Annotated in this window: 1 protein-coding gene; it reads right to left on the bottom strand. The window is 60.5% G+C overall.

The window, feature by feature from the left end; all coding sequences use genetic code 11:
* Positions 1–9: 9 nt before the first annotated feature.
* Positions 10–27,000, bottom strand: a complete 26,991-nt coding sequence (locus DJ563_RS20295; protein WP_434518249.1) for a retention module-containing protein — start codon at positions 26,998–27,000, stop codon at positions 10–12.

Raw genomic sequence — 27,000 nt, forward strand, 5'->3', positions numbered from 1 at the left:
GGCTAGGCATCAGCTGTCCTTGTTGTCGATACGGATGGTCGGGTCGCCACCGCTGATCAACGAGTTGATCGAGGTATTGGACCAGTTCACCCCTTCCAGCTTGATTGTCACATCGGCGTTGGCCAGGCCACCGGCGGCGTTGAGCTTGCCTTCGCTGCTGACCTGCAGCGTCGAGGAGCCGTCCACCGTGGTGATCTTCAGGTAGTTGTCGATGGTGCTGCCCTTCTCGAACTGAAGCAGATCCTTCAGGTCGATACGGTCGCCTTCGGCCACCTTGAAGTCCTTGATCACGTCATTGCCGAGGTCGCCCGACTTCCACACGAAGGTGTCGGCACCACTACCGCCGATGAGGATATCGTCGCCCTGGCCACCGATCAGGATGTCCTTGCCGGTACCGCCCAGGAGGATGTCGTTACCTCTGCCACCATCGAGGGTGTCATCGCCACCTTGGCCGAAGAGGATATCGTTGCCATTGCCGCCCGACAGGAAGTCCTTGCCGTCGTTGGCGCCGGAGATATCGAACTCGGTGTAGTGCTCGGTGATGTACTGGTGAACGTTATTGGTGGTGATGGCACTGGCCTCGACACCGCTCTTCTGCGCCACGTACGCCTGCAGGGCCTGGTAGCCCTCGCTGACGACACCGTTGAGGCTGATCAGGTCACCGAAGATGATGTCGTTGCCGTTGCCGCCATCGACCTTGTCGGCGCCTGGCAGGGTCGCCTCGGAATGCCCGAGGATCGCGCTGGCCAGGTTGGATGGGTCGATATTGGCCTGCGGCTTGCCGGCGCTGTCGTATGGCTTCAGGTCGGTCAGGCTGACATCGTTGTTCAAACCAATTGCCTGGACCTTGCTTACGCCGTTAGTCCCGCCCAACAGGGCGAAGCTGGCAGAGGTGTTGTTCGCCGAATCCCAGTAGTTCCAGGAATCGGCATAACCGGTACCGCCCAGGCCGGAGAACTCGTAGGTGCCATCCCCTTGAGCATGAATCGTCCCGACAGTGCGGGTGGAATCAAGCACCAGGCTGCCCCAACGGTTTTCTGTGTAGGTCAGCACTTTGAGGGTGCCTTCGCTATTGATTTCAACTTTGTGCGTTGCGTCGGCCCAGACACTGAAGGTGTCACCCACCTTGTAGTTGTTGACGTTGACCACGTCATCCAGGTACTTGCCGCCGCTCCACAGGCGGTAATTGGTCGTCTCATTGGCCTGGTAATAGGTCGGCTTACCGTCGGTGATGAAGTAGGTCAGGTTCTCCGCGCTGCTGTTACCGGTAGCCATGGTGCTCTTGAAGAAGTTGGCCGTGGTCTTGAACACATCCTCATAGTTGGTACCACCGCCGTAGCTTGAACCACCCACCATTGAGTCCAGCACCGCCTGAAGCTTGGCCAGTGCGTCGGTATCGGCAAGGTTGACCGCCACGTTCTTGTTTACCTGGGTGTCGAAGTCGGCGATGAAGATATTCACCGTCCCCGAGGTATCCGAGCCCAGGCTGGCTTTCAGCGTCTGGAACACCGCAGCCAACTGCGCCTTGGCGGCATTGACGGACTGGGTGCTCATACTGCCCGAGCTGTCGACCATGAAGGCAATGTTGTAGTTCTTGCCCGCCACCACGTTCAGGCCAGCGACGTCGGCGACGATGATGTCGTTGCCTTCGCTGCCATTGAGGGTGTCATCACCCGAGGTACCCACCGTGGCCTTGTAGTTGGCGCCATAGACAGTCACCGGGATCTTGCCGGTGATGCTGTCCGAGCCGCCGAGGCTTTCGGTGGCGGTCGACGTGACGGTAATGTCGAACGAGCCCTTGTAGTAGGCCGGCGGGGTCAGTGTCAGGCCGCTGAGTTTCCAGCCTGTCACGTCCACCGGCGTGCCGCCGACAGTGACGGTGTGGCCCGCACCATCACTCAACAGCGTCCCTTTCGGAATGCCGCTGAGGGTCACGCTCAAGGTCTCGGAGCCATCGGTGTCGGTCAGGTTGGTGGTGATGCCGACCAGTTTGACCGAGCCGCCTTCCGGCCCTTCGTTGAGCTTGTAGCCGTCGTAGTAACTTTGGCCATTGACGGTGTGCAGATCGGACACGCCCAGGCCAGCGTTGGCCATCTCGGTCACGTTCTGATACATCGGGATGTTGCTGCTGCTCAGGTCGGTGACAGCACCCGAGCCCACCTGGATGTTCAGGTCATAGCTACCCGGGCCAGACTGGTTGGCGTGGTACACCTCGATCGGGTAGTAGCCGCTGGACGTTGCGGTGAAGGTGCCGGAGATCTGGCCACCTGCGCCCCAGAGCGCGGAAACCACGGTCTTGCCACCAATGGTGACCACCATGCTGTCATCGGCGACGCCGCTGAAGCTGTAGGTTTTGCCGGCCTCCAGGAAGATCAGCCCCGAGGTTTTCGAACCGCTGCCAGCGGTGACGCTACCATCGGACTGCACGTTGGTGGTGGTGGAGCTGGAGTTGGCTTTGCCGGAGTTGGCGAAGACCGCTTTCAGCGCATCGCCAGTGATGCCGTTGCCGTCGGTGCCCAAGCCTTTCAAGGTGGTCCAGACTTCCTTGGTCAGGCCTTTGGACTCGACATCGCTGCTGCCGAAGCTCAGGGTCGGTTTGTCGGCCACCGGGCTGATGTCGACCTTCATGGTCACTTCGCTGCCCAGGTTGGTGCCGTCGTTCGGCTTGTACTTGAACTGCGCGTAGTCAGCCTGTTTGTTGCCGACGCCCGAGCCGCCGTAGCCATCGGTGCCCGACTGGTTCAGCGTCGGGACGAACTTGAGGTACTTGCTGCCGATATCGGTCTGGCTGACCACCTGGCCTACGGTCACATCGACCCACGCGGTGCCGTTGAAGAACTTCAGGCTACCGTCGGCCGGCAGCGAGGTGATGGTTACGAACAGGCCGGTGTTGCCATCGGCATCGGTGACCTTGAAGTCGTTCCAGGCGAACAGGTAGTCGGTGTCTTCCACGCCATTGACCGCACCGCCAGTGGAGACCGGCAGGTGGTCGTTGTCGAGGATGTTGGTGGTAACGCTGGCCTTGCTGCCATCAACCTGCAGGTTCTCGAAGTTGCCACCGGTAGCGGTTTCGATCTTGACGGTGAAGTTTTCGGTACCTTCAACCAGCTTGTCGTCGAGGGTCTTGATATCGAACGTGGCGCTGCTGCTGTTGGCCGGGATCTTCACGGTGGTGACTGCGGTGTAATCCTGGCCGTTGGCAGTGCCGCTGTAGGTCAGGGTAACGGTGACTTCTGCCTTGGACGGGTTGCTCAGGGTCAGCGTGTAGCGGCCGGTTTCGCCTTCGGTCAACGAGGTGGTGCCGGTGATGCCGATGGTGGTCACATCGCCCTGGTTGCCAGTGCCTGGTGTACCAACACCTGGCTCGTCGTTGACCACGGTGGTAGCCGTGGTCTTGTCCAGCGTCAGCGCCTCGAACTTGCTGGCACCGGCGCCGCCTACCGATTGCAGAGACAGGCCGACAGAGGTCTGGCCGATGTAGGCGTCGTCTGGTGCAGCCACAGTAACGAAGCCCGTAGCACTGTTGGCCGGCACGTTGACGATGGTTTTGCCGTCGCTCAGGGTGAAGGTCAGCGCGCCGTGGTTGTTGATCGGCAGGCCATCCTTGCTGGTCAGGGTGACGGTGTAGGTGATCACACCGCCTTCGGTAACCGAAGGGGTAGCAGTCAGCTTGGCGATGACTTCGTTCTGAGTGTCCTTGATGTCCACCGAGGCCGAAGGCTTGCTCACGACCAGGTTCTCGAACTGACGGCCATCCGGCACGCTGGTGCCGGTGATGCTGACGGTCAGCGAACCGGCATCGACGTATACGTCTTCGCCTTGTGCGTCGTGGGTGAAGATGGCCGAGGTTTCGCCCTTCTTGATCACCACCGACTTGCCTTCGGTCAGCTGTACGGTCAGGTCCTGGTCCAGGGCTTGTTTGATGCTGACGGTGAAGGTCGGTTTCTCGTTCTCGAAGACCGAGGCCTGGTTGGCAACGATGCTCAGTTCGACCTTGTCGCCCTGATTACCGGTGCCCGGGGTGCCCACGCCTGGTTCGTCGTTGACCGTGGTGGTGGCCGGGACCTTGTCCAGGGTCAGGTTTTCGAACTTGCTGGCGCCGGCGCCGCCTACCGACTGCAGGGTCTGGCTGACGGAGCTCTGGCCGATGTAGACGTTATCCGGTGCAGCGACGGTAGCCGTACCCACGGTGCCGTTGGCCGGCACAGTGATGACGGTCTTGCCATCGCTCAGGGTGAAGGTCAGCGCGCCGTGGTTGTTGACCGGCAGGCCATCCTTGCTGGTCAGGGTGACGGTGTAGACGATCGAGCCACCTTCGGTAACCGACTCGGTTGCCGTGAGCTTGGCGATGACTTCGTTCGAGGTGTCCTTGATGTCCACCGAGGCCGAAGGCTTGCTCACGACCAGGTTCTCGAACTGACGGCCATCCGGCACGCTGGTGCCGGTGATGCTGACGGTCAGCGAACCGGCATCGACGTACACGTCTTCGCCTTGTGCGTCGTGGGTGAAGATGGCCGAGGTTTCGCCCTTCTTGATCACCACCGACTTGCCTTCGGTCAGCTGTACGGTCAGGTCCTGGTCCAGGGCCTGTTTGATGCTGACAGTGAAGGTCGGTTTCTCGTTCTCGAAGACCGAGGCCTGGTTGGCAACGATGCTCAGTTCGACCTTGTCACCCTGGTTACCGGTGCCTGGGGTGCCCGAGCCTGGTTCGTCGGTGACAGCGGTGCTGACCGGCGTCTTGTCCAGGACCAGGTTTTCGAACTTGCCGACGTCGGCGCCGTCGACGCTGGCGATCGACTTGATCACCGGGTCGTTGGTGCCGGTGTAGACGTTGTCCGGAGCAGTCACGGTGACGAAACCGCTGGTGCTGTTGACCGGGACGGTGATGACCGTGGTGCCGTCGCTCAGGGTGAAGGTCAGGGCCGAGTGTTTATCGATCGGCAGACCATCTTTGTTGGTCAGGGTGATGGTGTAAGTGATCGCACCACCTTCGGTGACCGAAGGGGTAGCGGTCAGCTTGGCCACCACATCGTCAGTGGTGTCAGTCACTTTGACCGACGCCGCATCGCCCAACTGCAGGTTTTCGAAGGCACGGCCATCGATGTCTGCTGCCGACTTGATGCCCAGGCTGATTTCGCCAGCGTCTTTGTAGACGTCGTCGCCTTGCGCAGCATGGCTGTACGGCGCGCTGGTTTCGCCGGCCTTGATGGTAACGGTGGAATTGTTGCTCAGGGTCACGACCAGGTCGTGGGCCAGGGCAGTATTGATGTGAACGGTAAAGGTCGGCTTCACGTTCTCGGCGACCGAAACCTGATCGGCCGTTATGGTGACCTTGACCAGATCGCCACCGTTGCCAGTGCCTGGAGTGCCCGAGCCTGGCTCGTCGGTGACAGCGGTGCTGACCGGGGTCTTGTCGAGAACCAGGTTCTCGAACTTGCCAACATCCGCGCCATCAACCGAAGCGATCGACTTGATCACTGGGTCGTTGGTGCCGGTGTAAACGTTGTCCGGAGCAGTCACGGTGACGAAACCGCTGGTGCTGTTGACCGGGACGGTGATGACCGTGGTGCCGTCGCTCAGGGTGAAGGTCAGGGCCGAGTGTTTATCGATCGGCAGACCATCTTTGTTGGTCAGGGTGATGGTGTAAGTGATCGCACCACCTTCGGTGACCGAAGGGGTAGCGGTCAGCTTGGCCACCACATCGTCAGTGGTGTCAGTCACTTTGACCGACGCCGCATCGCCCAACTGCAGGTTTTCGAAGGCACGGCCATCGATGTCTGCTGCCGACTTGATGCCCAGGCTGATTTCGCCAGCGTCTTTGTAGACGTCGTCGCCTTGCGCAGCATGGCTGTACGGCGCGCTGGTTTCGCCGGCCTTGATGGTAACGGTGGAATTGTTGCTCAGGGTCACGACCAGGTCGTGGGCCAGGGCAGTATTGATGTGAACGGTAAAGGTCGGCTTCACGTTCTCGGCGACCGAAACCTGATCGGCCGTTATGGTGACCTTGACCAGATCGCCACCGTTGCCAGTGCCTGGAGTGCCCGAGCCTGGCTCGTCGGTGACAGCGGTGCTGACCGGGGTCTTGTCGAGAACCAGGTTCTCGAACTTGCCAACATCCGCGCCATCAACCGAAGCGATCGACTTGATCACTGGGTCGTTGGTGCCGGTGTAAACGTTGTCCGGCGCGGTCACGGTAGTGAAACCGCTGGTGCTATTGGCCGGTACGGTAATGACCGTCGTGCCGTCGCTCAGCGTGAAGGTCAGCGCCGAATGTTTATCGATCGGCAGACCGTCTTTGTTGGTCAAGGTGATGGTGTAGGTGATCGCACCACCTTCGGTGACCGAAGGCGTTGCAGTCAGTTTGGCCACCACGTCGTCAGTGGTGTCGGTGACTTTGACCGACGCGGCGTCGCCCAGCTGCAGGTTCTCGAAGGCACGACCGTCTACATCGACGGCGGACTTGATGCCCAGGCTGATTTCACCGGCGTCCTTATAGACGTCGTCGCCTTGTGCAGCATGGCTGTACGGCGCGCTGGTTTCGCCAGCCTTGATGGTCACAACTTCGTTGTTGCTCAGGGTCACGACCAGGTCGTGGTCCAGGGCAGCGTTGATGTGGACGGTGAAGGTCGGCTTCACGTTCTCTGCGACCGAAACCTGATCGGCCGTGATGGTGACCTTGACCAGATCGCCACCGTTGCCAGTGCCTGGAGTGCCCGAGCCTGGCTCGTCGGTGACAGCGGTGCTGACCGGGGTCTTGTCCAGGACCAGGTTTTCGAACTTGCCGACGTCGGCGCCGTCGACGCTGGCGATCGACTTGATCACTGGGTCGTTGGTACCGGTGTAGACGTTGTCCGGGGCAGCCACGGTGGTGAAACCGGTGGTGCTATTGGCCGGCACAGTGATGACGGTGGTGCCGTCGCTCAGGGTGAAAGTCAGGGCCGAGTGTTTATCGATCGGCAGACCGTCTTTGTTGGTCAGCGTGACGGTGTAGGTGATCGCACCACCTTCGGTGACCGAAGGCGTTGCAGTCAGTTTGGCCACCACGTCGTCAGTGGTGTCAGTCACTTTGACCGACGCCGCGTCGCCCAGCTGCAGGTTTTCGAAGGCACGGCCATCGATGTCTGCTGCCGACTTGATGCCCAGGCTGATTTCGCCAGCGTCTTTGTAGACGTCGTCGCCTTGCGCAGCATGGCTGTACGGCGCGCTGGTTTCGCCGGCCTTGATGGTCACAACTTCATTGTTGCTCAGGGTCACGACAAGGTCGTGGTCCAGGGCAGCGTTGATGTGGACGGTGAAGGTCGGTTTGACGTTCTCGGCAACCGAGACCTGATCGGCGGTGATGGTGACCTTGACCAGGTCGCCACCGTTGCCAGTGCCTGGAGTGCCCGAGCCTGGCTCGTCGGTGACAGCGGTGCTGACCGGGGTCTTGTCCAGAACCAGGTTTTCGAACTTGCCGACGTCGGCGCCGTCGACGCTGGCGATCGACTTGATCACTGGGTCGTTGGTACCGGTGTAGACGTTGTCCGGGGCAGCCACGGTGGTGAAACCGGTGGTGCTATTGGCCGGCACAGTGATGACGGTGGTGCCGTCGCTCAGGGTGAAAGTCAGGGCCGAGTGTTTATCGATCGGCAGACCGTCTTTGTTGGTCAGCGTGACAGTGTAGGTGATCGCACCACCTTCGGTGACCGAAGGCGTTGCAGTCAGTTTGGCCACCACGTCGTCAGTGGTGTCAGTCACTTTGACCGACGCCGCGTCGCCCAGCTGCAGGTTTTCGAAGGCACGGCCATCGATGTCTGCTGCCGACTTGATGCCCAGGCTGATTTCGCCAGCGTCTTTGTAGACGTCGTCGCCTTGCGCAGCATGGCTGTACGGCGCGCTGGTTTCGCCGGCCTTGATGGTCACAACTTCATTGTTGCTCAGGGTCACGACAAGGTCGTGGTCCAGGGCAGCGTTGATGTGCACGGTGAAGGTCGGTTTGACGTTCTCGGCAACCGAGACCTGATCGGCGGTGATCGTGACCTTGACCAGATCGCCACCGTTGCCAGTGCCTGGAGTGCCCGAGCCTGGCTCGTCGGTCACAGCGGTGCTGACCGGGGTCTTGTCCAGGACCAGGTTTTCGAACTTGCCAACATCAGCGCCATCAACCGAAGCGATCGACTTGATTACTGGGTCGTTGGTGCCGGTGTAGACGTTGTCCGGAGCAGTCACGGTGACGAAACCGCTGGTGCTGTTGGCCGGGACGGTGATGACCGTCGTGCCGTCGCTCAGCGTGAAGGTCAGCGCCGAGTGCTTGTCGATCGGCAGACCGTCTTTGTTGGTCAGGGTGATGGTGTAAGTGATCGCACCACCTTCGGTAACCGAAGGCGTAGCAGTCAGTTTGGCCACTACATCGTCGGTGGTGTCGGTGACTTTGACCGACGCCGCATCGCCCAGCTGCAGGTTTTCGAAGGCACGGCCATCGATGTCTGCTGCCGACTTGATACCCAGGCTGATTTCACCGGCGTCTTTGTAGACGTCGTCGCCTTGCGCATCGTGGGTGTACGGCGCGCTGGTTTCGCCAGCCTTGATGGTAACGGTGGAATTGTTGCTCAGGGTCACGACCAGGTCGTGGGCCAGGGCATTATTGATGTGAACGGTAAAGGTCGGCTTCACGTTCTCGGCGACCGAAACCTGGTCGGCCGTGATGGTGACCTTGACCAGATCGCCACCGTTGCCAGTGCCTGGGGTGCCCGAGCCTGGTTCGTCGGTGACAGCGGTGCTGACCGGAGTCTTGTCCAGAACCAGGTTCTCGAACTTGCCGACATCGGCGCCGTCGACGCTGGCGATCGATTTGATCACCGGGTCATTGGTACCGGTGTAAACGTTGTCCGGAGCAGTCACGGTGACGAAACCGCTGGTGCTGTTGGCCGGGACGGTGATGACGGTGGTGCCGTCGCTCAAGGTGAAGGTCAGGGCCGAGTGCTTGTCGATCGGCAGACCGTCTTTGTTGGTCAAGGTGATGGTGTAAGTGATCGCACCGCCTTCGGTAACCGACGGAGTAGCGGTCAGTTTGGCCACCACGTCGTCGGTGGTGTCGGTGACTTTGACCGACGCGGCGTCGCCCAGCTGCAGGTTCTCGAAAGCACGACCGTCGACATCGACGGCGGACTTGATGCCCAGGCTGATTTCGCCGGCGTCTTTGTAGACGTCGTCGCCCTGTGCAGCGTGGCTGTACGGCGCGCTGGTTTCGCCAGCCTTGATGGTCACAACTTCGTTGTTGCTCAGGGTCACGACAAGGTCGTGGTCCAGGGCAGCGTTGATGTGAACGGTGAAGGTCGGCTTCACGTTCTCGGCAACCGAGACCTGATCGGCGGTGATGGTGACCTTGACCAGGTCGCCTTCGTTGCCCGGAGTACCTGGCTCGTCGGTGACAGCGGTGCTGACCGGGGTCTTGTCCAGGACCAGGTTTTCGAACTTGCCGACATCGGCGCCATCAACCGAAGCGATCGACTTGATTACTGGGTCGTTGGTGCCGGTGTAGACGTTGTCCGGCGCGGTAACGGTGACGAAACCGCTGGTGCTGTTGGCCGGGACGGTGATGACGGTGGTGCCGTCGCTCAAGGTGAAGGTCAGGGCCGAGTGCTTGTCGATCGGCAGACCGTCTTTGTTGGTCAAGGTGATGGTGTAAGTGATCGCACCGCCTTCGGTAACCGACGGAGTAGCGGTCAGTTTGGCCACCACGTCGTCAGTGGTGTCAGTCACTTTGACCGACGCGGCGTCGCCCAGCTGCAGATTCTCGAAAGCACGACCGTCGACATCGACGGCGGACTTGATGCCCAGGCTGATTTCGCCGGCGTCTTTGTAGACGTCGTCGCCCTGTGCAGCGTGGCTGTACGGCGCGCTGGTTTCGCCAGCCTTGATGGTCACAACTTCGTTGTTGCTCAGGGTCACGACAAGGTCGTGGTCCAGGGCAGCGTTGATGTGAACGGTGAAGGTCGGCTTCACGTTCTCGGCAACCGAGACCTGATCGGCGGTGATGGTGACCTTGACCAGGTCGCCTTCGTTGCCAGTGCCTGGGGTGCCCGAGCCTGGTTCGTCGGTGACAGCGGTGCTGACCGGCGTCTTGTCCAGGACCAGGTTTTCGAACTTGCCGACATCGGCGCCATCAACCGAAGCGATCGACTTGATTACTGGGTCGTTGGTGCCGGTGTAGACGTTGTCCGGAGCAGTCACGGTGACGAAACCGCTGGTGCTGTTGGCCGGGACGGTGATGACCGTGGTGCCGTCGCTCAGGGTGAAGGTCAGGGCCGAGTGTTTATCGATCGGCAGACCATCTTTGTTGGTCAGGGTGATGGTGTAAGTGATCGCACCACCTTCGGTAACCGAAGGAGTAGCAGTCAGCTTGGCCACCACATCGTCAGTGGTGTCAGTCACTTTGACCGACGCCGCATCGCCCAGCTGCAGGTTCTCGAAGGCACGACCGTCGATGTCTGCTGCCGACTTGATGCCCAGGCTGATTTCGCCGGCGTCTTTGTAGACGTCGTCGCCCTGTGCAGCGTGGCTGTACGGCGCGCTGGTTTCGCCAGCCTTGATGGTCACAACTTCGTTATTGCTCAGGGTCACGACAAGGTCGTGGTCCAGGGCAGCGTTGATGTGAACGGTGAAGGACGGTTTGACGTTCTCAGCGACCGAGACCTGATCGGCAGTGATCGTGACCTTGACCAGATCGCCACCGTTGCCAGTGCCTGGAGTGCCCGAGCCTGGCTCGTCGGTGACAGCGGTGCTGACCGGGGTCTTGTCCAGGACCAGGTTTTCGAACTTGCCAACATCAGCGCCATCAACCGAAGCGATCGACTTGATTACTGGGTCGTTGGTGCCGGTGTAGACGTTGTCCGGCGCGGTAACGGTGACGAAACCGCTGGTGCTGTTGGCCGGCACAGTGATGACGGTGGTGCCGTCGCTCAGGGTGAAGGTCAGGGCCGAGTGTTTATCGATCGGCAAACCGTCTTTGTTGGTCAGGCTGATGGTGTAGGTGATCGCACCGCCTTCGGTGACCGAAGGCGTTGCAGTCAGCTTCGCCACCACGTCGTCAGTGGTATCGGTGACTTTGACCGATGCTGCCTCACCCAACTGCAGGTTTTCGAAGGCACGGCCATCGACATCGACGGCGGACTTGATGCCCAGGCTGATTTCGCCAGCATCTTTGTAGACGTCGTCGCCCTGTGCAGCGTGGCTGTAAGGCGCGCTGGTTTCGCCAGCCTTGATGGTCACAACTTCGTTGTTGCTCAGGGTCACGACCAGGTCGTGGTCCAGGGCAGCGTTGATGTGGACGGTGAAGGTCGGCTTCACGTTCTCTGCGACCGAAACCTGATCGGCCGTGATGGTGACCTTGACCAGATCGCCACCGTTGCCAGTGCCTGGGGTGCCCGAGCCTGGTTCGTCGGTGACAGCGGTGCTGACCGGAGTCTTGTCCAGAACCAGGTTCTCGAACTTGCTGACATCGGCGCCGTCGACGCTGGCGATCGATTTGATCACCGGGTCATTGGTACCGGTGTAAACGTTGTCCGGAGCAGTGACAGTCACGAAGCCCGAGGTGCCATTGGCTGGCACGGTGATGACGGTGGTGCCGTCGCTCAAGGTGAAGGTCAGGGCCGAGTGCTTGTCGATCGGCAGACCATCTTTGTTGGTCAGGGTGATGGTGTAGGTGATCGCACCACCTTCGGTTACCGACGGAGTAGCGGTCAGTTTGGCCACCACGTCGTCGGTGGTGTCGGTGACTTTGACCGACGCCGTATCGCCCAGCTGCAGGTTCTCGAAGGCGCGGCCATCGACATCGACGGCGGACTTGATGCCGAGGCTGATTTCGCCAGCGTCCTTGTAGACGTCGTCGCCTTGCGCATCGTGGCTGTACGGCGCGCTTGTTTCGCCAGCCTTGATGGTCACAACTTCGTTGTTGCTCAGGGTCACGACCAGGTCGTGCGCCAACGCGGTGTTGATGTGAACGGTGAAGGTCGGCTTCACGTTCTCTGCGACCGAGACCTGGTCAGCAGTGATGGTGACTTTGACCACGTCGCCTTCGTTGCCTGGGGTACCCGGCTCGTCGGTCACAGTAGTGCTGACCGGCGTCTTGTCCAGAACCAGGTTTTCGAACTTCCAAGCATCAGCGCCGCTGACTGCTTGCAGGCTCTGCTCTACCGGCGCGTTGGTCCCAACGTAAACGTTGTCAGGCGCAGTCACGGTCGTGAAACCGCTGGTGCTGTCGGCCGGCACAGTGATGACCGTTTTGCCGTCACTCAGGGTGAAGTACAACGGCGCGTGGTTATCGATCGGCAGACCGTCTTTGTTGGTCAGGGTGACGGTGTAGGTGATCTCGCCACCTTCGGTGACCGAAGGGGTAGCGGTCAGCTTGGCGATGACATCGTCGGTGGTGTCGGTGACTTTGACCGATGCCGCCTCGCCCAACTGCAGGTTCTCGAAGGCACGGCCATCGATGTCTGCTGCCGATTTGATACCCAGGCTGATTTCGCCGGCGTCCTTATAGACGTCGTCGCCCTGCGCATCGTGGGTGTAAGGCTCGCTCGAAGTCTCACCAGCCTTGATGGTGACCTGAGCGTTGTTGCTCAGGGTCACGACCAGGTCGTGCGCCAACGCGGTGTTGATGTGAACGGTGAAGGTCGGCTTCACGTTCTCTGCGACCGAGACCTGGTCAGCAGTGATGGTGACTTTGACCACGTCGCCTTCGTTGCCTGGGGTACCCGGCTCGTCGGTCACAGTAGTGCTGACCGGCGTCTTGTCCAGAACCAGGTTTTCGAACTTCCAAGCATCAGCGCCGCTGACTGCTTGCAGGCTCTGCTCTACCGGCGCGTTGGTCCCAACGTAAACGTTGTCAGGCGCAGTCACGGTGGTGAAACCGCTGGTGCTGTTGGCCGGCACAGTGATGACCGTTTTGCCGTCACTCAGGGTGAAATACAACGGCGCGTGGTTGTCGATCGGCAGACCGTCTTTGTTGGTCAGGGTGACGGTGTAGGTGATCTCGCCACCTTCGGTGACCGAAGGCGTAGCAGTCAGTTTGGCAATGACATCGTCGGTGGTGTCGGTGACTTTGACCGATGCCGCGTCGCCCAACTGCAGGTTCTCGAAGGCACGGCCATCGATGTCTGCTGCCGACTTGATACCCAGGCTGATTTCACCGGCGTCTTTGTAGACGTCGTCGCCCTGCGCGTCGTGGGTGTAAGGTTCGCTGCTGGTTTCACCAGCCTTGATGGTGACCTGAGCATTGTTGCTCAGGGTCACGACCAGGTCGTGCGCCAGGGCAGTGTTGATGTGCACGGTGAAGGTCGGTTTGACGTTTTCCGCAACCGAGACCTGGTCAGCAGTGATGGTGACTTTGACCACGTCGCCTTCGTTGCCTGGGGTACCCGGCTCGTCGGTGACCGTAGTGCTGACCGGGGTCTTGTCCAGAACCAGGTTCTCGAACTTCCAAGCATCAGCGCCGCTGACTGCTTGCAGGCTCTGCTCTACCGGTGCGTTGGTGCCGACGTAGACGTTGTCCGGTGCAGTCACGGTAGTGAAACCGCTGGTGCTGTTGGCCGGTACGGTGATGACCGTTTTGCCGTCACTCAGGGTGAAGTACAACGGCGCATGGTTGTCGATCGGCAGACCGTCTTTGTTGGTCAGCGTAACGGTGTAAGTGATCTCGCCACCTTCGGTCACCGAAGGGGTAGCGGTCAGCTTGGCGATGACATCGTCGGTGGTGTCGGTGACTTTAACCGACGCGGCATCACCCAGTTGCAGGTTCTCGAAGGCGCGGCCATCGACATCGACGGCGGACTTGATGCCCAGGCTGATTTCGCCGGCGTCTTTGTAAACGTCGTCGCCTTGCGCGTCGTGCGCGTACGGTGCGCTGGTTTCGCCCGCCTTGATGGTGACGGTGGCGTTGTTGCTCAGGGTCACGACCAGGTCGTGCGCCAGGGCGGTATTGATGTGAACGGTGAAGGTCGGCTTGACGTTCTCGGCCACCGAGACCTGATCAGCGGTGATGGTGACCTTGACCAAGTCACCTTCGTTGCCGGGAGTACCCGGCTCGTCGGTGACCGCGGTGCTGACCGGGGTCTTGTCCAGAACCAGGTTTTCGAACTTGCCAACATCGGCGCCATCAACGGTGGCGATCGATTTGATCACCGGGTCATTGGTACCGGTGTAAACGTTGTCAGGCGCGGTAACGGTGACGAAACCCGAGGTGCTGTTGGCCGGGACGGTGATGACGGTGGTGCCGTCGCTCAGGGTGAAGGTCAGGGCCGAATGCTTATCGATCGGCAGACCGTCTTTGTTGGTCAGCGTGATGGTGTAGGTAATCGCACCACCTTCGGTAACCGACGGGGTAGCGGTCAGCTTGGCCACCACGTCATCGGTGGTGTCGGTGACCTTGACCGACGCGGCATCGCCCAGTTGCAGGTTTTCGAAGGCGCGGCCGTCGATGTCTGCTGCCGACTTGATGCCCAGGCTGATTTCGCCGGCGTCTTTATAGACGTCGTCGCCCTGTGCGTCGTGGGTGTACGGCGCGCTGGTTTCGCCCGCCTTGATGGTGACGGTGGCGTTGTTGCTCAGGGTCACGACCAGGTCGTGCGCCAGCGCGGTGTTGATGTGAACGGTGAAGGTTGGTTTCACGTTTTCCGCGACCGAGACCTGATCAGCCGTGATGGTGACCTTGACCACGTCTCCTTCGTTGCCTGGGGTACCCGGCTCGTCGGTCACAGTAGTGCTGACCGGCGTCTTGTCGAGAACCAGGTTTTCGAACTTCCACGCGTCAGCCCCGCTGACCGCTTGCAGGCTCTGCTCTACCGGCGCATTGGTGCCGACGTAGACGTTGTCCGGTGCAGTCACGGTAATGAAACCGCTGGTGCTGTTGGCCGGGACAGTGATGACCGTCTTGCCGTCACTCAGGGTGAAGTACAACGGCGCGTGGTTGTCGATCGGCAGGCCGTCTTTGTTGGTCAGGGTGACGGTGTACGTGATCTCGCCACCTTCGGTGACCGAAGGCGTAGCAGTCAGTTTGACAATGACATCGTCGGTGGTGTCGGTGACTTTGACCGACGCCGCCTCGCCCAACTGCAGGTTTTCGAAGGTTCGACCGTCAACATCGACCGCAGACTTGATGCCCAGGTTGATCTCACCGGCATCTTTGTAGACGTCGTCGCCTTGCGCATCGTGGGTGTAAGGCTCGCTCGAAGTCTCACCAGCCTTGATGGTGACGGTGGCGTTGTTGCTCAGGGTCACGACCAAGTCGTGCGCCAGCGCGGTGTTGATATGCACGGTGAAGGTCGGTTTCACGTTTTCCGCGACCGAGACCTGATCAGCCGTGATGGTGACTTTGACCACGTCGCCTTCGTTGCCTGGGGTGCCCGGCTCGTCGGTCACAGTAGTGCTGACCGGCGTCTTGTCCAGAACCAGGTTTTCGAACTTCCAAGCATCAGCGCCGCTGACTGCTTGCAGGCTCTGCTCTACCGGTGCGTTGGTGCCAACGTAAACGTTGTCCGGCGCAGTCACGGTAGTGAAACCGCTGGTGCTGTTGGCCGGTACGGTGATGACCGTTTTGCCGTCACTCAGGGTGAAGTACAACGGCGCGTGGTTGTCGATCGGCAGACCATCTTTGTTGGTCAGCGTAACGGTGTAAGTGATCTCGCCACCTTCGGTCACCGAAGGGGTAGCGGTCAGCTTGGCGATGACATCGTCGGTGGTATCGGTGACTTTAACCGACGCGGCATCACCCAGTTGCAGGTTCTCGAAGACACGGCCATCGACATCGACGGCGGACTTGATACCCAGGCTGATTTCGCCGGCGTCTTTGTAAACGTCGTCGCCTTGCGCGTCGTGCGCGTACGGTGCGCTGGTTTCGCCAGCCTTGATGGTCACAACTTCGTTGTTGCTCAGGGTCACGACAAGGTCGTGGTCCAGGGCAGCGTTGATGTGAACGGTGAAGGTCGGTTTAACGTTCTCGGCGACCGAAACCTGATCGGCCGTGATGGTGACCTTGACCAGATCGCCTTCGTTGCCTGGGGTACCTGGCTCGTCGGTGACAGCGGTGCTGACCGGGGTTTTGTCCAGTACCAGGTTCTCGAACTTGCCAACATCGGCGCCATCAACCGAAGCGATCGACTTGATCACTGGGTCGTTGGTGCCGGTGTAAACGTTGTCCGGAGCAGTGACAGTCACGAAGCCCGAGGTGCCATTGGCTGGCACGGTGATCACGGTGGTGCCGTCGCTCAGAGTGAAGGTCAGGGCCGAATGTTTATCGATCGGCAGACCATCTTTGTTGGTCAGGGTGATGGTGTAAGTAATTGCACCACCTTCGGTGACCGAAGGTGTGGCGGTCAGTTTGGCCACCACGTCGTCAGTAGTGTCAGTCACTTTGACCGACGCCGCGTCGCCCAACTGCAGGTTCTCGAAGGCGCGGCCATCGATGTCTGCTGCCGACTTGATACCCAGGCTGATTTCACCAGCGTCCTTGTAGACGTCGTCGCCTTGCGCGTCGTGGCTATACGGCGCACTGGTTTCGCCCGCCTTGATGGTGACGGTGGCGTTGTTGCTCAGGGTCACGACCAAGTCGTGAGCTAGGGCGGTATTGATGTGGACGGTGAAGGTCGGTTTAACGTTTTCCGCGACCGAAACCTGGTCCGCAGTAATCGTGACTTTAACCAGATCGCCTTCGTTGCCTGGAGTACCCGGCTCGTCGGTGACAGCGGTGCTGACCGGAGTCTTGTCCAGAACCAGGTTCTCGAACTTGCCGACATCGGCGCCATCAACCGACGCGATCGACTTGATCACTGGGTCGTTGGTGCCGGTGTAGACGTTGTCCGGCGCGGTAACGGTGACGAAACCGCTGGTGCTGTTGGCCGGAACGGTGATGACCGTCGTGCCATCGCTCAGGGTGAAGGTCAGCGCCGAATGTTTATCGATCGGCAGACCATCTTTATTGGTCAGGGTGATGGTGTAAGTGATCGCACCGCCTTCGGTGACCGACGGAGTAGCAGTCAGCTTGGCCACCACGTCATCAGTGGTATCGGTGACTTTGACCGACGCCGCGTCGCCCAGCTGCAGGTTCTCGAAGGCGCGGCCATCGATGTCTGCTGCCGACTTGATACCCAGGCTGATTTCGCCGGCGTCTTTGTAGACGTCGTCGCCCTGTGCAGCGTGGCTGTACGGCGCGCTGGTTTCGCCAGCCTTGATGGTAACGGTGGAATTGTTGCTCAGGGTCACGACCAGGTCGTGCGCCAGGGCAGTGTTGATGTGCACGGTGAAGGTCGGTTTGACGTTTTCCGCAACCGAGACCTGGTCGGCGGTGATGGTGACCTTGACTACGTCACCTTCGTTGCCTGGGGTACCCGGCTCGTCGGTCACAGTAGTGCTGACCGGCGTCTTATCCAGAACCAGGTTTTCGAACTTCCAAGCATCAGCGCCGCTGACTGCTTGCAGGCTCTGCTCTACCGGCGCGTTGGTCCCAACGTAAACGTTGTCAGGCGCGGTAACGGTGACGAAGCCCGAGGTGCTGTTGGCCGGCACAGTGATGACCGTTTTGCCGTCACTCAGGGTGAAGTACAACGGCGCGTGGTTATCGATCGGCAGACCGTCTTTGTTGGTCAGGGTGACGGTGTAGGTGATCTCGCCACCTTCGGTCACCGAAGGGGTAGCGGTCAGCTTGGCGATGACATCGTCGGTGGTGTCGGTGACTTTGACCGATGCCGCCTCGCCCAGCTGCAGGTTCTCGAAAGCACGACCGTCGACATCGACGGCGGACTTGATGCCGAGGTTGATCTCACCGGCGTCTTTGTAGACGTCATCGCCCTGTGCGTCGTGAGCGTACGGCGCGCTGGTTTCGCCCGCCTTGATGGTAACCGTGGCGTTGTTGCTCAGGGTCACGACCAGGTCGTGCGCCAGGGCGGTATTGATGTGAACGGTGAAGGTCGGCTTGACGTTCTCGGCCACCGAGACCTGATCAGCGGTGATGGTGACCTTGACCAAGTCACCTTCGTTGCCGGGAGTACCCGGCTCGTCGGTGACCGCGGTGCTGACCGGGGTCTTGTCCAGAACCAGGTTTTCGAACTTGCCAACATCGGCGCCATCAACGGTGGCGATCGATTTGATCACCGGGTCATTGGTACCGGTGTAAACGTTGTCAGGCGCGGTAACGGTGACGAAACCCGAGGTGCTGTTGGCCGGGACGGTGATGACGGTGGTGCCGTCGCTCAGGGTGAAGGTCAGGGCCGAATGCTTATCGATCGGCAGACCGTCTTTGTTGGCCAGCGTGATGGTGTAGGTAATCGCACCACCTTCGGTTACCGACGGAGTAGCAGTCAGCTTGGCAACCACGTCGTCAGTGGTGTCAGTCACTTTGACCGACGCCGCGTCACCCAGCTGCAAGTTCTCGAAGGCACGACCGTCTACATCGACGGCGGACTTGATACCCAGGCTGATCTCACCGGCGTCTTTGTAGACGTCGTCGCCTTGCGCATCGTGAGCGTACGGCGCGCTGGTTTCACCGGCCTTGATAGTGACGGTGGAATTGTTGCTCAGGGTCACGACCAGGTCGTGCGCCAGGGCGGTATTGATGTGAACGGTGAAGGTCGGCTTGACGTTCTCGGCCACCGAGACCTGATCAGCGGTGATGGTGACTTTGACCAAGTCACCTTCGTTGCCGGGAGTACCCGGCTCGTCGGTGACCGCGGTGCTGACCGGGGTCTTGTCCAGAACCAGGTTCTCGAACTTGCCAACATCAGCGCCATCAACCGAAGCGATCGACTTGATCACTGGGTCGTTCGCACCGACGTAGTCGTTGTCCGGAGCAGTGACAGTGACGGTGCCAACAGCGCCGTTCGCCGGCACGGTGATGACGGTTGTCCCGTCGCTCAGCGTGAAGGTCAGCGCCGAGTGTTTATCGATCGGCAGACCGTCTTTGTTGGTCAGCGTGATGGTGTAGGTGATCGCACCGCCTTCGGTGACCGACGGAGTAGCAGTCAGCTTGGCAACCACGTCGTCAGTGGTGTCAGTCACTTTGACCGACGCCGCGTCACCCAGCTGCAAGTTCTCGAAGGCACGACCGTCTACATCGACGGCGGACTTGATACCCAGGCTGATCTCACCGGCGTCTTTGTAGACGTCGTCGCCTTGCGCATCGTGAGCGTACGGCGCGCTGGTTTCACCGGCCTTGATAGTGACGGTGGAATTGTTGCTCAGGGTCACGACCAGGTCGTGCGCCAGGGCGGTATTGATGTGAACGGTGAAGGTCGGCTTGACGTTCTCGGCCACCGAGACCTGATCAGCGGTGATGGTGACTTTGACCAAGTCACCTTCGTTGCCGGGAGTACCCGGCTCGTCGGTGACCGCGGTGCTGACCGGGGTCTTGTCCAGAACCAGGTTCTCGAACTTGCCAACATCAGCGCCATCAACCGAAGCGATCGACTTGATCACTGGGTCGTTCGCACCGACGTAGTCGTTGTCCGGAGCAGTGACAGTGACGGTGCCAACAGCGCCGTTCGCCGGCACGGTGATGACGGTTGTCCCGTCGCTCAGCGTGAAGGTCAGCGCCGAGTGTTTATCGATCGGCAGACCGTCTTTGTTGGTCAGCGTGATGGTGTAGGTGATCGCACCGCCTTCGGTGACCGACGGAGTAGCAGTCAGCTTGGCAACCACGTCGTCAGTGGTGTCAGTCACTTTGACCGACGCCGCGTCACCCAGCTGCAAGTTCTCGAAGGCACGACCGTCTACATCGACGGCGGACTTGATACCCAGGCTGATCTCACCGGCGTCTTTGTAGACGTCGTCGCCTTGCGCATCGTGAGCGTACGGCGCGCTGGTTTCACCGGCCTTGATAGTGACGGTGGCGTTGTTGCTCAGGGTCACAACCAGGTCGTGGGCCAGTGCAGTGTTGATGTGCACAGTGAAGGTCGGCTTCACGTTCTCGGCGACCGAGACCTGGTCAGCGGTGATAGTGACCTTGACCAGATCACCTTCGTTGCCCGGAGTACCTGGCTCGTCGGTGACAGCGGTGCTGACCGGGGTCTTGTCCAAGGTGAGTTGTTCGAACTTCCAAGCGTCTGCGCCGCTGACCGCTTGCAAGCTCTGCTCAACCGGGGCGTTAGTGCCGACATAATCGTTGTCTGGCGCAGTAACGGTGGTGAAACCGGTGGTGCTGTTGGCTGGGACGGTAATGACCGTTTTGCCGTCGCTCAAGGTGAAGTACAGCGGCGAGTGATTGTTGATCGGCAAACCGTCTTTGTTGGTCAGGGTGACGGTGTACGTGATCTCGCCCCCTTCGGTGACCGAAGGCGTAGCGGTCAGCTTGGCGATGACTTCGTCGGTGGTATCGGTGACTTTGACCGATGCCGCGTCGCCCAGCTGCAGGTTCTCGAAAGCACGACCGTCGACATCGACGGCGGACTTGATACCCAGACTGATCTCACCAGCATCTTTGTAAACGTCGTCGCCCTGCGCGTCGTGGGTGTATGGCGCGCTGGTTTCGCCAGCCTTGATGGTGACGGTGGCATTGTTGCTCAGGGTCACGACCAGGTCGTGGCCCAGGGCGGTGTTGATGTGAACGGTGAAGCTCGGTTGGACGTTCTCGGCGACCGATACCTGGTCAGCGGTGATGGTGACTTTGACCACGTCGCCTTCGTTGCCCGGAGTACCTGGCTCGTCGGTAACCGTAGTGCTGACCGGGGTCTTGTCCAAGGTCAGTTGCTCGAACTTCCACGCGTCTGCGCCGCTGACTGACTGCAGGCTCTGCTCTACCGGGGTGTTGCTGCCCACGTAGACATTATCCGGAGCAGTAACAGTGGCCGTACCGACGGTGCCGTTGGCTGGCACTGTGATGACCGTTTTGCCGTCGCTCAGGGTGAAGTACAACGGCGAGTGGTTGTTGATCGGCAAACCGTCTTTGTTGGTCAGGGTGACGGTGTACGTGATCTCGCCCCCTTCGGTAACCGAAGGCGTAGCGGTCAGCTTGGCGATGACTTCGTCGGTGGTGTCGGTGACTTTGACCGACGCGGCATCACCCAGCTGCAGGTTCTCGAAGGCACGACCGTCGACATCGACGGCCGACTTGATACCCAGGCTGATCTCACCGGCGTCCTGGTAAACGTCGTCGCCTTGCGCATCGTGGCTGTACGGCGCGCTGGTTTCGCCCGCTTTGATGGTGACCGTAGCGTTGTTGCTCAGGGTCACGACCAGGTCGTGGGTCAGGGCAGTATTGATGTGAACGGTGAAGGTCGGCTTCACGTTCTCGGCGACCGAAATCTGGTCGGCGGTGATGGTGACCTTGACCAGGTCGCCTTCGTTGCCGGTGCCTGGGGTGCCCGAACCTGGCTCGTCCGTCACAGAAGTGGTGACGGTATCACCACCCAAAGTCAGCTTCTCGAAGTTGTCTGCGCCCGATACCGACTCAAGCTTGTTGGCGACAGCGCCCTGACCGCCGACGTACACGTCATCTTGAACCGTGATGGTCGCGGTGCCGGAAGCACTGTTGGCCGGAATCGTGACTTTTGTACCGTCGGTCAGGGTGAAGGTCAGCGCGCCGTGCTCAGTGACAGTCAGGCCCTGTGCGTTGGTCAGCGTGACGGTGTAGGTCACCTGGCCACCTTCGGCCACGGTTGCCTTGTCCACAGTCAAAGTTGCAACGACTTCGCTGACAGTGTCCGAAACTTCAACGGTCGCCGGGCCGCCGATGGCCAGATTCTCGAAGGTAGCACCCGCGACAGTGGCGCCGGTGACGCTCAACGTCACAGAGCCGGCGTCCTTGATGACGTCATCGCCTTGGGCCGGAGTCTTGTACTCGACTTCGGTCTTGCCGGCCTCGATGGTGACGGTTTCGCCGTTCGAAAGCGTTACGGTCAGCGGACGGTCCAGCGCCTGGCTCACTTTTACCGTAAAGGATGGCTGCTGATCTTCAGTCACGTTGCCGTTGCTGACGATGCTTACGGTGACGGTATCGATACTGTCATTGATTACAGTCGACGCTGGGGTCGGGTTCGGCGTCAGCTGCTCGAAGTTGCCGCCAGTGGCACCGGTGATGGTGGTGCTAACGGTCGAACCGTTGTTGTAGACGTCGTTGTCCGGGGTCTGGAAGTCAACGCTGCCTTGGGTTTTGCCGGCTTCAACGGTGATGGTCTGGCCGTTCGACAGGGTCACGGTAACCGGAGTCTGGGCAGGGTTGCTCAGAGTCACGGTGTAGGTGATCACGCCGCCTTCGGTGACCGAAGGGTTAGCGGTCAGGGTCGCAGTGGTGTTGTCGACCGAGTCATTGATCGTGGTCTGCGCTGGCGTCGGGTTAGGCGTCAGCTGCTCGAAGTTACCGCCAGTGGCACCAGTGATGGTGGTGCTAACGGTCGAACCGTTGTTGTAGACGTCGTTATCCGGGGTCTGGAAATCAACGCTGCCTTGGGTCTTGCCGGCTTCAACCGTGATGGTCTGGCCATTCGACAAGGTCACGGTGACAGGCGTCTGGGCAGGGTTGCTCAAGGTCACGGTGTAGGTGATCACGCCGCCTTCGGTTACCGAAGGGTTGGCGGTCAGGGTCGCAGTGGTGTTGTCGACCGAGTCGTTGATCGTGGTCTGCGCTGGCGTCGGGTTAGGCGTCAGCTGCTCGAAGTTACCGCCAGTGGCACCGGTGATGGTGGTGCTGACGGTCGAACCGTTGTTGTAGACGTCGTTATCCGGGGTCTGGAAATCAACGCTGCCTTGGGTCTTGCCTGCTTCGACCGTGATGGTCTGGCCATTCGACAAGGTCACGGTGACAGGCGTCTGGGCAGGGTTGCTCAGGGTCACGGTGTAGGTGATCACGCCGCCTTCGGTCACCGAAGGGTTGGCGGTCAGGGTCGCAGTGGTGTTGTCGACCGAGTCGTTGATCGTGGTCTGCGCTGGCGTCGGGTTAGGCGTCAGCTGCTCGAAGTTACCGCCAGTGGCACCGGTGATGGTGGTGCTGACGGTCGAACCGTTGTTGTAGACGTCGTTATCCGGGGTCTGGAAATCAACGCTGCCTTGGGTCTTGCCTGCTTCGACCGTGATGGTCTGGCCATTCGACAAGGTCACGGTGACAGGCGTCTGGGCAGGGTTGCTCAGGGTCACGGTGTAGGTGATCACGCCGCCTTCGGTCACCGAAGGGTTGGCGGTCAGGGTCGCAGTGGTCACATCGACCGAGTCATTGATCGTGGTCTGCGCCGGGGTCGGGTTCGGCGTCAGTTGCTCGAAGTTGCCGCCGGTTGCACCGGTGATGGTGGTGCTGACAGTCGAACCGTTGTTGTAGACGTCGTTGTCCGGGGTCTGGAAGTCAACGCTGCCTTGGGTTTTGCCGGCTTCAACGGTGATGGTCTGGCCGTTCGACAGGGTCACGGTAACCGGAGTCTGGGCAGGGTTGCTCAGGGTCACGGTGTAGGTGATCACGCCGCCTTCGGTCACCGAAGGGTTGGCGGTCAGGGTCGCAGTGGTGTTGTCGACCGAGTCATTGATCGTGGTCTGCGCTGGCGTCGGGTTCGGCGTCAGTTGCTCGAAGTTACCGCCAGTGGCACCGGTGATGGTGGTGCTGACGGTCGAACCGTTGTTGTAGACGTCGTTGTCCGGAGTCTGGAAGTCGACACTGCCCTGGGTCTTGCCGGCTTCGACAGTGATGGTCTGGCCATTCGACAGGGTCACGGTAACCGGCGTCTGGGCAGGGTTGCTCAAGGTCACGGTGTAGGTGATCACGCCGCCTTCGGTGACCGAAGGGTTGGCGGTCAGGGTCGCAGTGGTGTTGTCGACCGAATCGTTGATCGTGGTCTGCGCCGGGGTCGGGTTCGGCGTCAATTGCTCGAAGTTACCGCCAGTGGCACCAGTGATGGTGGTGCTGACAGTCGAGCCGTTGTTGTAGACGTCGTTGTCCGGAGTCTGGAAGTCGACACTGCCCTGGGTCTTGCCGGCTTCAACAGTGATGGTTTGGCCGTTCGACAGGGTCACGGTAACCGGCGTCTGGGCAGGGTTGCTCAGAGTCACGGTGTAGGTGATCACGCCGCCTTCGGTTACCGAAGGGTTAGCGGTCAGGGTCGCAGTGGTGTTGTCGACCGAATCGTTGATCGTGGTCTGCGCCGGGGTCGGGTTCGGCGTCAATTGCTCGAAGTTACCGCCAGTGGCACCAGTGATGGTGGTGCTGACAGTCGAGCCGTTGTTGTAGACGTCGTTGTCCGGAGTCTGGAAGTCGACACTGCCCTGGGTCTTGCCGGCTTCAACAGTGATGGTTTGGCCGTTCGACAGGGTCACGGTAACCGGCGTCTGGGCAGGGTTGCTCAGAGTCACGGTGTAGGTGATCACGCCGCCTTCGGTTACCGAAGGGTTAGCGGTCAGGGTCGCAGTGGTGTTGTCGACCGAATCGTTGATCGTGGTCTGCGCCGGGGTCGGGTTCGGCGTCAATTGCTCGAAGTTACCGCCAGTGGCACCAGTGATGGTGGTGCTGACAGTCGAGCCGTTGTTGTAGACGTCGTTGTCCGGAGTCTGGAAGTCGACACTGCCCTGGGTCTTGCCGGCTTCAACAGTGATGGTTTGGCCGTTCGACAGGGTCACAGTAACCGGCGTCTGGGCAGGGTTGCTCAGAGTCACGGTGTAGGTGATCACGCCGCCTTCGGTTACCGAAGGGTTAGCGGTCAGGGTCGCAGTGGTGTTGTCGACCGAATCATTGATCGTGGTCTGCGCCGGGGTCGGGTTCGGCGTCAGTTGCTCGAAGTTGCCGCCAGTGGCGTCAGTGATAGTGGTGCTGACGGTCGAGCCGTTGTTGTAGACGTCGTTGTCCAGGGTCTGGAAATCAACGCTGCCTTGAGTCTTGCCGGCTTCGACAGTGATGGTCTGGCCATTCGACAGGGTCACGGTGACAGGCGTCTGGGCAGGGTTGCTCAGGGTCACGGTGTAAGTGATCACGCCGCCTTCGGTGACCGAAGGGTTCGCGGTCAGGGTCGCAGTGGTCACATCGACCGAGTCATTGATCGTGGTTTGTGCTGGGGTCGGGTTCGGCGTCAGCTGCTCGAAGTTGCCGCCGGTTGCACCGGTGATGGTGGTGCTGACAGTCGAACCGTTGTTGTAGACGTCGTTGTCCGGCGTCTGGAAATCAACGCGGCCTTGGGTCTTGCCTGCTTCGACCGTGATGGTCTGGCCATTCGACAAGGTCACGGTGACAGGCGTCTGGGCAGGGTTGCTCAGAGTCACGGTGTAGGTGATCACGCCGCCTTCGGTGACCGAAGGGTTAGCGGTCAGGGTCGCAGTGGTGTTGTCGACCGAGTCATTGATCGTGGTCTGCGCTGGGGTCGGGTTCGGCGTCAGTTGCTCGAAGTTACCGCCAGTGGCACCGGTGATGGTGGTGCTAACGGTCGAACCGTTGTTGTAGACGTCGTTGTCCGGTGTCTGGAAGTCGACACTGCCCTGGGTCTTGCCGGCTTCAACGGTGATGGTCTGGCCGTTCGACAGGGTCACGGTAACCGGCGTCTGGGCAGGGTTGCTCAGAGTCACGGTGTAAGTGATCACGCCGCCTTCGGTGACCGAAGGATTCGCGGTCAGGGTCGCAGTGGTCACATCGACCGAGTCGTTGATCGTGGTCTGCGCCGGGGTCGGGTTCGGCGTCAATTGCTCGAAGTTACCGCCAGTGGCACCAGTGATGGTGGTGCTGACAGTCGAGCCGTTGTTGTAGACGTCGTTGTCCGGAGTCTGGAAGTCGACACTGCCCTGGGTCTTGCCGGCTTCGACGGTGATGGTCTGACCATTCGACAGGGTCACGGTTACCGGAGTCTGGGCAGGGTTGCTCAGAGTCACGGTGTAGGTGATCACGCCGCCTTCGGTGACCGAAGGATTCGCGGTCAGGGTCGCAGTGGTCACATCGACCGAGTCGTTGATCGTGGTCTGCGCCGGGGTCGGGTTCGGCGTCAGCTGCTCGAAGTTGCCGCCGGTTGCACCGGTGATGGTGGTGCTGACGGTCGAACCGTTGTTGTAGACGTCGTTGTCCGGAGTCTGGAAGTCGACACTGCCCTGGGTCTTGCCGGCTTCGACAGTGATGGTCTGGCCATTCGACAGGGTCACGGTAACCGGAGTCTGGGCAGGGTTGCTCAGGGTCACGGTGTAAGTGATCACGCCACCTTCGGTTACCGAAGGGTTGGCGGTCAGGGTCGCAGTGGTGGTGTCGATGGTGTCGGTAATCTGCGTAACCGCCGGCGTTTGCGGCAGGGTCACGATCAGACCGTTACCCCCGGTGGCACCCGTCACGGTCGTCGAGATCTGCCCGCCGTCGATATACGGCGTGTCATTCGCCGGGATGGTGACATTGACGCTACCGCTGGTCTGCCCTGCCGGAATGACGATCACCGCTCCGTTGGACAGGGTCACGACCAGGTTGGACGTCGGCGCCTGGCCAACTGTCGCGGTATAAACGATTACGCCACCCGCTTCGGAGATGGAAGGGGTGGCGTTGAGGACAAGCGCGGTGGAGACATCGGTCGGCGTGGTGGGCGGTATGACCTGCTGATTGTTGTTGCTGGTGTCCAGCGCGCCAACGTCTTCAGACTCCAGCGCCGCGGCAAAGCCTAATGGGCCGGTAGGGAAGCCGATGCTCGTGTCGACCCTGCCCGCTGTCTCCTCAAGCATGACAAAGCTGTGGCCACCCCCCAGCGCGCCACCACCGCCCGCCGCTGCCGGGCCTGCTGCCGTGGCTTCGAGCTCGGTAGTCGGGTCGACACCCGCAGCAATTGCCTGCTGCAGCTCTTCGACTGACGGTGCAGCCTGCGCAGTGGCCTGGCCCAGGTCGGTGCTGCTGTAGGGCGCATCCGCGCTCCACTGGCTGTCACGGCCCAGGTCGAGCAGGCGACCATCGGCCAGCTCAAGCGTTACCGCGCCACCCGGGCCGGTGAGTACTTCCTCACCCGACAACAGGCGATCACCTTCGATGAGTACACGCCGGATGCCCTCTGGGGATACCGCAATAACCTGGCCGACAATGCTTTTGACGATGGCTACAACGCTGCTCAT

Origin of the sequence: Pseudomonas sp. NFX1 (genome assembly GCF_051123555.1) — a bacterium.
Classification (GTDB): domain Bacteria; phylum Pseudomonadota; class Gammaproteobacteria; order Pseudomonadales; family Pseudomonadaceae; genus Aquipseudomonas; species Aquipseudomonas capeferrum.

Coding starts and splice junctions, on each gene's coding strand:
- DJ563_RS20295 (WP_434518249.1), bottom strand. CDS start 27,000: ATGAGCAGCGTTGTAGCCATCGTCAAAAGCATTGTCGGCCAGGTTATT.